The 12,607-nt window shown below is 70.2% G+C and carries 12 protein-coding genes, 1 pseudogene and 2 riboswitches; of the genes and pseudogenes, 5 read left to right on the top strand and 8 right to left on the bottom strand.

What is annotated here, in order from left to right:
- From E5198_RS17985 to cobG, 4 genes and pseudogenes are all read right to left on the bottom strand, one after another.
- Positions 1 to 759, bottom strand: a pseudogene (locus E5198_RS17985) (cobalt-precorrin 5A hydrolase); the annotation flags it as partial.
- On the bottom strand, positions 759 to 1,505 hold the full coding sequence (locus tag E5198_RS17990) for a precorrin-2 C(20)-methyltransferase (protein ID WP_168772554.1): 747 nt from the start codon (positions 1,503 to 1,505) through the stop codon (positions 759 to 761). The gene E5198_RS17990 and the pseudogene E5198_RS17985, both read right to left, overlap by 1 nt.
- Positions 1,502 to 2,128 (bottom strand): precorrin-8X methylmutase, encoded by a 627-nt coding sequence (locus E5198_RS17995; RefSeq protein WP_136491332.1) that lies wholly within the window; start codon positions 2,126 to 2,128, stop codon positions 1,502 to 1,504. Before E5198_RS17995 ends, E5198_RS17990 begins: the two co-directional genes overlap by 4 nt.
- Entirely contained in the window at positions 2,125 to 3,483 is a 1,359-nt protein-coding gene (cobG, locus tag E5198_RS18000; protein WP_136491333.1) for a precorrin-3B synthase, read from the bottom strand. The genes E5198_RS17995 and cobG overlap by 4 nt, the downstream gene beginning before the upstream one ends.
- A 119-nt stretch (positions 3,484 to 3,602) precedes the next feature.
- A riboswitch (cobalamin riboswitch) is annotated at positions 3,603 to 3,789 on the bottom strand.
- Positions 3,790 to 3,895: 106 nt separating this feature from the next.
- On the opposite strand from cobG, the gene cbiE reads away from it, so the two are divergent.
- The 4 genes from cbiE (at position 3,896) to E5198_RS21630 (ending at position 8,193) form a co-directional block, all read left to right on the top strand.
- A complete protein-coding gene (cbiE, locus tag E5198_RS18005; RefSeq protein ID WP_136491334.1) occupies positions 3,896 to 5,116 on the top strand; it encodes a precorrin-6y C5,15-methyltransferase (decarboxylating) subunit CbiE in 1,221 nt (406 codons plus the stop codon).
- Positions 5,109 to 6,209, top strand: coding sequence for a cobalt-precorrin-5B (C(1))-methyltransferase (locus tag E5198_RS18010; protein ID WP_136491335.1), 1,101 nt, complete (start codon positions 5,109 to 5,111; stop codon positions 6,207 to 6,209). The genes cbiE and E5198_RS18010 overlap by 8 nt, the downstream gene beginning before the upstream one ends.
- Positions 6,203 to 6,940 carry a cobalt-precorrin-6A reductase gene (locus E5198_RS18015; protein ID WP_136491340.1) on the top strand — a complete coding sequence of 246 codons (738 nt, stop codon included), beginning with the start codon at positions 6,203 to 6,205 and terminating at the stop codon, positions 6,938 to 6,940. The genes E5198_RS18010 and E5198_RS18015 overlap by 7 nt, the downstream gene beginning before the upstream one ends.
- Positions 6,941 to 7,374: 434 nt before the next feature.
- Positions 7,375 to 8,193 carry a TIR domain-containing protein gene (locus tag E5198_RS21630; protein ID WP_256659187.1) on the top strand — a complete coding sequence of 273 codons (819 nt, stop codon included), beginning with the start codon at positions 7,375 to 7,377 and terminating at the stop codon, positions 8,191 to 8,193.
- A gap of 141 nt (positions 8,194 to 8,334) precedes the next feature.
- Here E5198_RS21630 and E5198_RS18030 read toward each other — a convergent pair whose 3' ends face one another.
- Together E5198_RS18030 and E5198_RS18035 are read right to left on the bottom strand one after the other, a co-directional pair.
- Complete coding sequence (locus E5198_RS18030) at positions 8,335 to 8,622, bottom strand: helix-turn-helix domain-containing protein (RefSeq protein ID WP_136491337.1); 288 nt, start codon at positions 8,620 to 8,622, stop codon at positions 8,335 to 8,337.
- Positions 8,619 to 9,929 (bottom strand): type II toxin-antitoxin system HipA family toxin, encoded by a 1,311-nt coding sequence (locus E5198_RS18035; protein WP_136491342.1) that lies wholly within the window; start codon positions 9,927 to 9,929, stop codon positions 8,619 to 8,621. Before E5198_RS18035 ends, E5198_RS18030 begins: the two co-directional genes overlap by 4 nt.
- A gap of 393 nt (positions 9,930 to 10,322) precedes the next feature.
- On the opposite strand from E5198_RS18035, the gene E5198_RS18040 reads away from it, so the two are divergent.
- Positions 10,323 to 10,787, top strand: coding sequence for a hypothetical protein (locus E5198_RS18040; protein WP_136491338.1), 465 nt, complete (start codon positions 10,323 to 10,325; stop codon positions 10,785 to 10,787).
- Positions 10,788 to 10,916: 129 nt separating this feature from the next.
- On the opposite strand, the gene E5198_RS18045 is transcribed toward E5198_RS18040, so the two are convergent.
- Complete coding sequence (locus tag E5198_RS18045; protein ID WP_136491339.1) at positions 10,917 to 11,567, bottom strand: energy-coupling factor ABC transporter permease; 651 nt, start codon at positions 11,565 to 11,567, stop codon at positions 10,917 to 10,919.
- Positions 11,568 to 11,622: 55 nt separating this feature from the next.
- Positions 11,623 to 11,795, bottom strand: a riboswitch (cobalamin riboswitch).
- Positions 11,796 to 12,030: 235 nt separating this feature from the next.
- A partial coding sequence (locus tag E5198_RS18050; protein ID WP_256659188.1) for a VWA domain-containing protein occupies positions 12,031 to 12,607 on the bottom strand: 577 nt, incomplete at its 5' end.

The following is a 12,607-nucleotide window of genomic DNA, read 5'->3' on the forward strand; positions in this document are numbered from 1 at the left end:
CGCGCCCAGCGCGCCGTCGCTCATCCGCTCCAGCGGCGCCAGCAGCCCGGCCAGTGCCGCCTCGGCCAGCCCGTGGGCGGCCAGCGTGGCGCGCACCTTGTCGGCCAGATCGGCCTCGCCGGCGTCGACCGCCAGCACCAGCGCGCGCGGGTGGATCAGCAGCTCGTCGCTCGCCGCTGTGCGCACGCAGCTCACCCGGATGCGCCGCCCGGCGTCCTCGTCCAGCGGCAGGCGTGCAGCGGCCAGCCAGGGCGCCTCGCCTTCCACGCGCACCGTCTCGCCGCCGAGCAGGTCGGCGACGAAACGCTTGCCCTCCTCCACGTCGGCCAGTGCGTAGCCGTCCGGCGGGTTGAGCAGGCAGGTACCGAAGCGCAGCTCGCCTGCGGTGGTGATCGCCGCCTCGATGCCGAAGATCGCCGCGATCTCCCGGGCGATATGGTTGACCCCGGCCAGCCCGCCGAGCAGCGGCACCACCGCGCTGGCGTCCTCGGCCACCGCCAACACCGGCGGCTCCTGCTCCTTGTCGGCCAAGACCGGCGCCAGGCTGCGGATCACGATGCCGGCGGCGCACAGCGCGACGATCGGCGTGCCGCTCTGGTACAGCGCGCGCAGGGTGGCGCCGAAGTCTTCGTAGGCGATGTCCGCCTCGACGCGGCCCTGCAGGGCGTAGACCGGCGCCTGCGGGTAGCGAGCCTGGATGCGCCGCGCCGTGGCCAGGCTGGCGGCGCCGAGGATCACGATTGCGGGAGTCTTGTGCATCAGCCTTGCCACCTCGGGCCGGGAACCAGGATCAGGGAGAAGTACGGCGAGGCCATCGGGTCGACCTCGGCCAACGGCAGGCTGCGCTGCTCGGCCATGGTCGCCCGCTCGATGTACAGGGCGCGCTCGGCCATGCCGAGGCGCTCCAGCACCCGGCGCACCTTGTCGAAATTACGGCCGAGCTTCATCACCACCGCCGCCTCGGCGCCGGACAGGCGCTCATGCAATTCCTCCTCGGACAGCACGCCAGAAAGCACCAGCAGGCTCTGGTTGCGGTAGACCAGCGGCGAACCCAGTGCAGCGGCGGCGCCGAGCATCGAGCAGACGCCGGGCACCACCTCGGTGGCGTAGCGCTCGGCCAGGCGGTCGTGCAGGTACATGTAGGAGCCGAAGAAGAACGCATCGCCCTCGCAGATCACCGCCACGTCGCGGCCGGCGTCCAGGTGCGCGGCGACCTGCGCGGCGGCAGTGTCGTAGAAGTCGGCGATCACCTCCTCGTAGGAGAGCGGCGGCGCCAGCTTCTCGGTGGTCACCGGATAGACCAGCGGCAGGCGCAGCTGGTCGTCGCGCAGGTATTCCTCGATCACCCCGAAGGCGTTGCCGCCCTGCCCCTTGCTGGCCTTGGCCTTGGCGACGAAATAGGCCACCACCGGCGCGCCGCGCAGCAGGCGCAGCGCCTTGACGGTGATCAGCTCGGCATCGCCCGGCCCGACGCTCAGGCCCAGCAGTCGTCCCTTGCTCATCATTCCACCTCCGTGGCCAGCGCGTTGACCGCCGCGGCGGCCATGGCGCTGCCGCCGCGCCGGCCGCGGACGATCACGTAGGGCACGCCGCGACTGTCGGCGGCCAGCATGTCCTTGGACTCGGCGGCGCCGATAAAACCGACCGGGAAACCGAGGATCAATGCCGGTTTCGGCGCGCCGGCATCGAGCATTTCCAGCAGGTAGAACAGCGCGGTGGGCGCGTTGCCGATCACCACCACGCTGCCTTCCAGATGGTCTCGCCAGTGCTCCAGGGCCACCGCCGAGCGGGTGTTGCCCCGCTCGCGGGCCAGCGCGGGGATTTCCGGATCGTTTAGGGTGCAGATGACCGGGTTGCCGGCCGGCAGGCGCGCGCGGGTGATGCCCTCGGCGACCATCCGCGCATCGCAGAGGATCGGTGCGCCGGCGGCCAGCGCGGCGCGCCCGGCGCTACCGGCGCCCGGAGAGAAGCGCAGCTCGTCGACCACGTCGACCATGCCGCAGGCGTGGATCACGCGCACGGCGAGCTTTTCCAGATCGGCGGGGATCGCCGCCAGATCAGCCTCGGCGCGGATGGTGGCGAAGGATTGGCGATAGATCTCCTGACCATCGCGGATGTAGTCGATCATGGGGACTCCGGGGATGAGGGGGATGCGGCCAGCCGTGCGGCGGCCTGCTCGATGTTCAGATTCTCGGCCAGCACGCGGCCGAAGCCGGCGCCGCCGGGCGTACGCTGCAGCAACTGGTAGCGCGCCGGCGCCGTGGCCAGCAGGGTGAAGGCCGCGACATGCGCAGCGGCGCAGCTGCGCGGGCAGCCGCTCAGGTGGATGTCCGCCGCGCCGGCTGCGGGCGGCAGCAAGGCGGCCAGGCGCAGGGCATCGGCCTTGGTGTCGGCCAGCGCACGGGCGCAGCCCTGGCTGCCGGTGCAGGCGACCAGCCGGGCCAGCGGCGCGGCCGGGTCGACCAGCAGGCCGAGGCTCGCCAGCTCGCCCAAGACACCGGTCGCGTCGGCGGCGGGAATGTTGGGCAGCAGCACGCCCTGCCAGGGCGTCAGGCGCAGGCTGGCATCGCCAAAGCGCTCGGCCAGCTCGGCCAGACGACGCAGCTGCCCGCCGCGAAGGCGGCCCAGCACGCTCTGCGCGCCGACCTGGCAGAGCCCGGCCTGGCGCTGCGCCTGCACGCCGAAGCGCCGCTGCGGTTCGGCCGGCGCGCGGCGCCAGGAGAGAAGCGCGGCGTCGCGGCGCAGCTCCAGCACCGGATGGCGTGCGCGCAGCGCAGCGAGGACGGCCGGCGCCGGCAGGCTCTGCAGCAGGTGGCGCATGCGCGTCTGCTCGGCGCCGGCGCGGTCGAGGAACAGCTCCAGCAGCGCGAACACCAGCGCGCCGGCCTGCGCCGCCGGAATCGAGGCCAGTGCGGGTTCGTCTCCGGCACGCTGCGGCGGGCAGCCGGCCAGGCCGAAGGCGTAGCGCGGCCCGTCCTCACCCGGCAGGGCCGACAGCCACAGGTCGTGGGGGTGGTCGAGCATCGCCAGCGCCTCGCCGCCATCGAGCTGCACGGCGAACTTGGGCGACAGCGCGTGCCAGCGCGGTTCTCGCTCCAGTCGGGCGAGCAGCGCGGCGGCCAGCGGGCGGGTATCGAGCAGGGTGTGGGGATCGTGGCCGGCGGCGGGGCTGAGCATCAGGTTGCGCACGTCGTCGCCGGCGGCGCTGGCGGCGCCCAGGCCGGCGGCCAGCAGGCGCTCGATCAGCGCGTCCTCGCACCCGGCGCGCACGCCGCGGATCTGCAGGTTGGCGCGGTTGGTGGCTTCCAGCACGCCGCCGGCACACGCCTCGGCGGCAACGGCGATGGCCCGCGCCTGGCGGGCGGTGAGCCGCCCACCGGGCAGCTTGATGCGGCAGATGCCGCCGTCGCGGGCGGCGACGATGCGCAGCAGGCCCGGACAGGCGGAAGGGCGCGGCGCAGCCGCGCGAAGAGGATGCTTCACGAAAGGTCACCGGATTGTCCGTCGCGGCGACCCCTGCGATCCCGCCCGCAGGCGAAACCCCGCGCCGGCCCGCAGGCCGGCGCGCTTGCAGCATCGGTACACCCCGCCCGACGTTGGCACTCGCGACTCCTCTCGCCGGCAGGTCTCCTGGCTGGCAGGTCGTCGCCCGGCGTCGCCTTCCCGGTTGCCCAGTGGCCTGTGACGCGGACTCGCTGCTGACAGTTGCGGGGGCAGCCACGGTCGGAGCGATGCTCTTCCGTGTTCCCTCTTCGGCCCTGAACGGGCACCGACGAACGCGCTATTATGCCCGGCTTTCGCCGCCATTGCCCTCACAGACCACCGTAGAGGCGAATTCATTCGCCAGGGCGCGGCATTCCGGCGGAGACATCCGCCCATCACACAAGGAACCCCGATGACGCCCTGGCTGACCGTAGTGGGCATCGGCGAAGACGGCTTCGCCGGCCTCGGCAAGAGCGCCCGCCGCGCCCTGCTCGGCGCCGCGCACATCGTCGGCGCCGAACGCCAGCTGGCCCTGCTGCCACGCTGCGTGGGTGCCACGCGCGCGTGCTGGCCCAGTCCGTTCGACCTCGCCGCCGTGCTGGCCCGGCGCGGCACGCCTACCTGCGTGCTGGCCAGCGGCGACCCGATGTTCTACGGCGTCGGCGCCAGCCTGGCGCGCGCGCTGCCGGCCGGGGAGCTGCGCGTGCTGCCGTCGCCCTCCTCGGTGTCCCTGGCCGCCGCGCGCCTGGGCTGGGCGCTGCAGGACTGCACGGTGGTCTCGCTGGTCGCCCGCCCGCTGGCCGCGCTGAACCGCCACCTGCAGCCCGGCGCGCGCCTGCTGGTGCTCAGCGAAGGCGCCGCCACCCCGGCGCAGGTCGCCGAACTGCTGCGCGAGCGCGGCTTCGGCCTCAGCCGCCTCAGCCTGCTGGAGCACCTCGGCGGCCCGCACGAACGGCGCCTCGACGGCCTCGCCGCCGACTGGAGCCTGCCGCCCGGCGCCGCCCTCAACCTGCTGGCCATCGACTGCCGGGCGGAAGCCGGCGCGCAGCCGCTGCCGTCCACCGTCGGCCTGCCCGACGAGGCCTACCGCCACGACGGCCAGCTGACCAAGCGCGACGTGCGCGCCGTCACCCTCGCCCGCCTCGCCCCGCTGCCCGGCGAGCTGCTGTGGGACGTCGGCGCCGGCTGCGGCTCCATCGGCATCGAGTGGCTGCGCGCCCATCCGCAGTGCCGCGCCATCGCCCTGGAGGCCGACGAGGGCCGCCAGGCGCACATCCGCCACAACCGCGACGCCCTCGGCGTGCCGCACCTGCAGCTGGTCGCCGGCAGCGCGCCGCAGGCGCTGGCCGGCCTGCCGGCGCCGGAGGCGGTGTTCATCGGCGGCGGCGTCACCGTGCCCGGCGTGCTGGAAGACTGCTGGGCGGCGCTCAAGCCGGGGGGACGGCTGATCGCCAACGCCGTCACCCTGCAGAGCGAGGCGCGGCTTATCGACTGGCACGCCCGCCACGGCGGCGAGCTGCTGCGCCTGCACATCGCCCACGCCAAGCCGCTGGGCAACTTCGACACCTGGCGCCAGGCGCTGCCGATCACCCTGCTCTGCGTGCGCAAGCCCGGCGAGGCCGGCGATGCGTGAGGAAACCCCGGAACAGCCGCGCCCGCTGCGCACCGGCCTGACCACCGGCAGCTGCGCCACCGCCACCAGCCTGGCCGCCGCGCGCCTGCTGCTGGGCGGCGACGCCTGCGACGCGGTGGAGATCGTCCTGCCCAAGGGCCAGCGGGTCAGCATGCGCCTGGAGTTCTGCCGGCCATGCGCCGGCGGCGCCGAGGCCGGCACGCTCAAGGACGGCGGCGACGACCCCGACGCCACCCACGGCGCGCTGATCAGCGCCCGCGTGGCGCTCGATCCGCGTCCCGGCGTGCGCTTCCACGCAGGGCCCGGCGTCGGCACCGTCACCCGTCCGGGGCTGGTGCTGGCGGTCCGCGAGCCGGCGATCAACCCGGTGCCGCGACAAATGATGAGCGAGCACCTCGCCCGTCTCGCCGCCGAATGCGGCTATGCCGGCGGCTTCGAGGTCACCGTCTGCGTGGCGAACGGCGCGGAAATCGCGCTGAAGACCATGAATCCGCGCCTGGGCATCCTCGGCGGCATCTCCATCCTCGGCACTACCGGCATCGTCCGCCCGTTCTCCTGCTCGGCCTATATCGCCTCCATCCGCCAGGCCATCGACGTGGCCCGCGCCAACGGCCTGCAGCATCTGGCCGCCTGCACCGGCAACGCCAGCGAGGACGCCATGCGCGGCCACTACGGCCTCGACGACAGCGCGCTGATCGAGATGGGCGACTTCGCCGGCGCCGTGCTCAAGCACCTGCGCCGCGCCCCGGTGGCGCGCCTGACCCTGTGCGGCGGCTTCGGCAAGATCAGCAAGCTGGCTGCCGGCCACCTCGACCTGCACAGCCGCCGCTCCAGCATCGACCTGCCGCAACTGGCCGACTGGGCCGCCGAACTGGGCGCCGACACTGAGCTGCAGGACGCCATGCGCGCCGCCAACACCAGCCAGCAGGCACTGGCCCTGGCCAGCGCCGCCGGCATTGCCCTGGGCGATGCGGTGTGCGCCCGCGCGCTGGCCTTCGCCCGCTCGATAGTCCCGGCGCAGGTGCGCCTGGAAGTCTTCGCCATCGACCGCCAGGGCCGCTTCGTCGGCCGGGCGCTGGAGTCCGCATCGTGAACAGACGCATCCTGCTGCTCGGCGGCATCGGCGAGGCGCTGGCCATCGCCCGCCAGTTGCCGAGCGATGCCATCTACAGCCTCGCCGGCCTCGGCAAGGTGCCGACCGACCTGCCCTGCCAGGTGCGCGTCGGCGGCTACGGCGGCGCCGAGGGGCTGGCGCGCTTCATCGCGGCCGAAGGCATCGGCCTGCTGATCGACGCCACCCACCCCTACGCCGCGCAGATCAGCCGCAACGCCGCCCAAGCCGCCCTGCTCGCCGGCATCCCCTGCTGGGCTCTGCGCCGCCCCGGCTGGCAGCCCGGCCCCGGCGACGACTGGCGCGAGGTCGCAGACTGGGCAGAGCTAACCACCATCCTCGCCCCGTTCCGCCGCCCGCTGTTCACCCTCGGCCGCGAACCGCTGGAGCACCTGGAAGAAATCCCCGCCTACCAGCACTGGACCGTGCGCTGCCTCACCGCCCAGCCGCCCGTACCGCGCGCGGAAATCCTCGGCGCCCGCGGCCCCTTCGCCCTCGACGACGAACGCGCGCTCATGGAGCGCATCGACTGCGACGTGCTGATCAGCAAGAACAGCGGCAGCCAGGCCACCGAGCACAAGTTGCAGGCCGCCCGCGAGCGGGGGATTCCGGTGTTGGTGCTGAGGAGGCCGGAGTTGCCGGGGGTGGAGCGGGAGTTTGCCAGCGGCGAGGAGCTGATGGCGGGATTGGTTGAGGATGGGTGGCGGGGCTGACCGATGTGCCATACCGCGTAGGGGGGAAAACGACCGCAGGTCTTTTCCACCGGGTACTGCGGGGCATGGGCTGGTAGAAAACGCTGCGCGGTTTTCTACCCTACGTGCTGACACCGATTCGCTCGGCCAAAGCCAGCGCTTCGTCCTTGTAGGCTTGGGAATGGCGGGTGCGGATTTGCTTCATCAGGTTTGCTGATCTTGCCATGGTTCACCTCATGCAGTGTATCGCTTAACGGGGTGTCCACTGGGGCTGGGCAAGATCAAACTTCCCACCTCAGCCATCTGGTCACAACATGCGGGAAAAATGCGCGCTCGGTGCCGCTACACAGTTTTGTACCAGCCTCCCGTAATGGCATGATGAGCACATCGCCACACACTAAGGACTAGCTATGGCTCGGAAGTCGCCACCCCCGACCGTTCAACCGAAAGTTCACTTGACAGCAGAGCAGTTACAGAAAGGAATCGACCGGCTTGAGCAACGAATCACGGACCTCGATGCGTTTGATTTCAACACACTTAAAAGTGGGACCTCTCCAGAACTCCAAGTTCTAGAGCGAAGTATTGAGGATACGTTGGAGCGGTGCTTCGGAGTAAACACTACCGCAGCCAATCGTTACAAAGAGGCGTACCAGCTGCATTACCATGTAATGGTTTGGGTATCGGGGATGCCTGAGCCCAACTACAAAGCGCGAACGAAAGAAAAGATTGAAGAAGCTAAAGCGTTACTGGGCCAAGCGATCAATGCATTGAAAGCAGACCTTGAAGACCTGGATCCCAGCATTGCCACCCCTGCTACGAAAGCTCACCTGGCAACTCATTCTTCACGCGTATTTCTCGTACACGGACATGATGAAGCTGTCCGCGAAACCGTTGCGCGTTTCCTCGAAAAGCTTGGCCTTCAAGTAATCATTCTTCACGAGCAGGCTAACGGGGGACGCACGATCATCGAGAAAATCGAGCACCACTCCGACGTAGGAATGGCTGTTGTGCTGCTAACACCCGACGATGTTGGCGGTAAGGCAGGCGGCCAGATGGAGCCTCGCGTGAGACAGAATGTCCTACTGGAGCTTGGATACTTTATGGGAGTACTGGGTCGTCACAAAGTCTGCGCTCTGAGGTCTGGAAAAGTAGAAATACCTACAGACTTTGCCGGCGTGGTTTGGACTGAAATGGCAGGCGAATGGAAAACTGCAATCGCCCGCGAGTTGAAAGCGGCCGGCTACGATATCGATTGGAATAAAGTTATGAGCTAAACACCCTTTTGATCGTTCCCACGCTCCGCGTGGGAACGCAGCCAGTGACGCTCTGTGTCACAGAGACGGACGCGGAGCGTCCAGTGAGAAACTCCCACGCAGAGCGTGGGAGCCATCATCACTTCAAGCGCGGAGCGCAGGTCAGGAGCGCTCCATATCCCTCAGCCTCCCCACCACAACCCCCACCCGCATCCCGAACAGCCTGAACACGCTGTCCAGCGTCGCCACCGTGGGGTTGCCGGCATCCTGTTCGAGCTGGCGCAGGGTGCGCAGCGACAGCTTGCACATGCGCGCGAAGTCGGTCTGATTCAGGCCGGTGACGCGCAGGCGTAGCTGGCGGATGGCGCCGCCGAAGCTCAGGGTGCCGTCGGCCAGTTGCTGGCGGATGTCGTCGAGTACCGCGCCGCGGTCTTCCTGCGGTTTCTTCATAGCAGCCCCCAGCGGCGCAGGGTGGTTTCCAGGCGGTCGAGCGGGATGGTCGGTGCCTGCCAGGTCGCCTCGGGCAGGCCCAGTTCATGCAGCAGGTCCGGCAGGGCCAGCAGCTGGCGGGCGTCGGCGCGCAGGCGCTCGAACGAGACTTCGGGGTCGGCCCAGCGCGCCAGGGCGTGGCAGGCGGCGCGCCAGTCGGTGCCCTCCAAGCGTTCGATGCCGTCGGGCCAGCGGGTCGTGCGCACCACGCCTTCGGGGTCCATGGCCATCGGTGCCAGATCGTAGATCGGCGCCAGGTCGATGCGCTCGCGGCTGCGCAGGATGGAGAAGTTGCGCCCGTGATTGTCGGTGTTGCCGAGGATCTGGTTGAGCAGGTCGCGGCGCAGGTATTCGGCGACCAGGGCGGGAACCTCCGCGCCCTGACCGACGGCGTTCCAGGTCTGCGCCAGGCGGGCGACCACCTCGACGTGCTCCAGGCGGCTGCCCGGCCGGGTCACGCCGCACAGCGAGTAGGCGGATTCGACGGCGATGCGCTCGACCCCGTGCGGGCCGATCCGGCGGTCGAAGCGCTGCATCCACAGGCTGGGCTTTTCCGCTTCCTCGAAGGCCAGCCCTTCGGCGGCAATCGTCTCGATGCCCAGACGGTTGAGCGCATGGTAGTAGCAGTATTCGCTGCGCAGGATGTCCCGGTCGGTGGCCGTCGCGGCGTTGCGCGGGAACTTGACGAACCAGTGCCGGCGCACCTCGGCGTCGGGCAGGCTGGCGTCCGGGTAGAGGTCGCCGGCGGCATCCTCGGCCAGCAGCAGCTTGGGCGCCTCGCCGCCCGCTCCCGTGGCGCCGCCGACGGCCGCGCCGCGCTCGTAGGCGTAATCGAGGAAGCGGATGTCGCGGCGGATCACTTCCTCGCGGGGGAAGCCGGCCGCTACGCAGGGGGCGGCGACGGACTCCTTGACCCGCAGGTTGCCGACCGGCGCCAGGGTGCAGCGCTGCAGCAGGAAGAACTCTTCCGGCGCATCGAGGGGCAGCGCCATCCGCGCGAGGATGAGCCGCCGCGCGGCGCCGGCGGGGATGATGTCGTGCAGGAAGGCCGGCGCGATGCCCCGGTAGTCGTCCCAGCCCAGGGGCAAGGCGGCGCTCACCGCCGGGGCTTTCGGCGTGCCCAGGTCGTCGAGGTGGGCGACCAGATAGTCGGCCTCGTAGCGGGCGCTGCAGCGGCTGCGCAAGCCGTCGGCGGGCGCGTCGAAGCACAGCCGCATCGCATCGTGCCACTGACCGTCGAGATGGACCTGAAGGGTGAGGGTTTCCATGTGATGGCTGGCGTCGCACACCGTGTCTTTGGGGAGATGATGGATAGGCATCATAGTACCTATTCTGCCCATGCCCAAGGCACAAAAAGGCATTTAAATACCTATTTATGCCTGTACGCAGCTCTGAATCGGCACTTTGCTGCCCATCCAATGCCGTTGCACTGCAATCCGGCCTGCCCGTTATCTTGCGTCACGGACAGCTGGCTCCAGCCTGGGCTGCCGGCGGGAAACCGTGGGCACGCCTCGTGCGCTGCTGCACCGAACGCCTCGGTGGCTCGATGTATAAGGCTCGGGCACTGCCGATGGGGTCGGTGCCGCGCCCCGCTGATCGCGGGATCGCAGCCGGCACGGGAAACCGGGCCGGCCATTCACTCAGGGAGAGGGGGAAACGACTTGAAGGGGACCGTTGAAGCCGAGGCTGCGATCAGCCTCCCTGCCCGCTCGCGGAGCTGGTTCATCCAGGCGGTTCTGACCGCGATCGTCTTCATGCCGGCCTGGAAGTGGTACGGCCTTTGGCCAGGTGTCGCGCTGGCCTTGCTGTTCAACCTGCCGCTCGTGCTCGGGCCCAGCAGGATCACTATCTATCCGCATTCCAGGCGACTGGTCTTTTCATACCCGGGGTTCGGCTCCTTCAGGCGGCAAAAGGTCGTCGATCTGGCCGGGTTCTCGCGCGTTTACAGCCAGATCGACAGCTATGCCGCGCGTTCCCTCCATCTGAGCGGCCCGCAGGGGGAACACCTGAAGCTGGCCAGCTTTGCGCAGAGCGTGAGGTCGGCAAACCGGCATATCGAGGAAGTGGCAGAGCTGCGGAAAAGGATCGCCCGTGCCCTGCACATCGCCGATGGTGGTGAGGCCTAGCCACCGCTGGCGCGGGCTATGCCGGCGGCGGAGCTGGTCGAGACGCTGGTGCGCGAGCCGGCGCGCTGCGCCAGCAAAAACGCCCGCCGACCGTCACCGGCCGCGGGCGTTCTTCAGTACCGGCGGCGATCAGGCGACGCGCAGGTTGCCCACGCAGGTCAGCCGCCGCAGCACCGCGGAGTCCGGCCAGCGCTTGAGCATGCGCACCACCAGGCAGGTGAACAGCGGCTCGCAGAGCACCAGCGGCGCGTAGGCGGCAGCGAACAGCAGCCAGTTGTCCAACGGCAGCGGCTCCTCGCCGATGGACAGCCAGAAGCCGACCATGGCTACCACGCCGCCGTAGTAGACGGCATCGAAGCGCACCACGGATTGCCAGTCCAGACGGCGCGACTGGCTGTCGAACAGGCGGCGACCGAACAGGCCGTGGGCGGCGATCAGCGGCAGCATCAAGGACAGCGCGTTGACGCCCAGGTGCACCAGATCCTGCGGGTCGAACACCAGCCCCTGCAGCAGCAGGCCGAGGGCGAAGCCGAACAGGGTGGGCAGGAAGCCGAAGACGAAGTAGATCGCCGAGGCGCCGATGAAGTGCAGCTCGGAGACTCCGGCCGGGACGTGGTAGGCCTGCATGAACAGCGAGAAGAACACCGCCGCCAGCAGGGTCTTGGCGACCTGGTCGAGGCGGCCGATCCAGCGCGGGGCGTAGATCAGCAAGGTGGCGATGGCGGCCGCGTGGCCGTAGAGCACTTTGGCGGCGTTCAGCGCGCCGGGTTCGATATGCATCGGACTCCCTCCGAGGGATGCGTGGGTCGAGTGGCCGCTGAAGCGGCCGGTGGTGCCGGCAGGTCTCCTGGCTGGCGGGTCGTCGCCCCGGCGCGCCTTCCCGGTCCGCAGACCAGTGGCATCGTGCGCCGGGGCTCGCCGCTTACAGTTGCGGGGGCAGCACGGGAATCGCCCGCAAGCGGGCTCACCCGTTTCCCTGTTGTCTCCGCCGCGACGCGACGGAACCGGACTCGTGGGGCGCGGCGGCGCTGGGCCGCCGTGCCGGATCTGAAGTCGCCCAGACGCGGGCGGTCGGGGATGGAGATCGGTAGAAAATCGCTGCGCGACTTTTCTACCCTACGGCGCTGACGGGCGTGGCGTAGGGCAATCGGCAACTCGCGCAGCGATTGCCCACCGCCGGACGCCACGGTGGACAAGGCTGCGCCGTTGTCCACCCTACCCTGGGCCTTCCCTTCCGCGCCGCTCACGCCAGCGGAATCTCGTCGATATGCCGGTACTCGGCGCCCAAGGCCTGCGCCAGTGCGCGGGCGCGGCCGAGGCGCAGCGGGCCGCTCTCGATGTCGATCAGCAGCGCCGGGCAGGCGGCGGGCGCCAGCGCCGGCAGCTCGCGCAGGCGGCCGTCGGTGAGCAGCCAGAGCTGCTGGCGTTCGCCGGGATGGCGGCGTTGCCGGCGCTGCAGCCATTCGCCGGCCTCGGCCAGCGCGGCGGGCAATGGGGTGCCGCCGCCGGCGCCGAGCTGTTCCAGCCAGTGCCGCGCGGCCTGCGGGGCACGCTGGCCCTGGCAGAACCAGCGCGGTTTTGCGCCGTCTGCCTGCAGCAGGGCCAATGCCACACGGCGGCGGCGCGCCTGGTCGAGCAGTTCGGCGAGCAGGCCCTTGGCGCGGCGCAACGCACCATGGCGGCGGGTCGAGGCCGAGGCGTCGACGACGATCAGCCACAGCGCCGGCGCGCTGGCCAGCCGGCTGCGGTAGTGCAGCTCGGCGCGCGAGCGCGGCCGGCCGTGCTGCAGGCTGCGTGGCCAGTCGAGGCGGCCAGGGCCG

Origin of the sequence: Pseudomonas sp. A-1 (assembly GCF_004801855.1) — a bacterium.
In the GTDB taxonomy this organism is placed as follows: Bacteria; Pseudomonadota; Gammaproteobacteria; order Pseudomonadales; family Pseudomonadaceae; genus Geopseudomonas.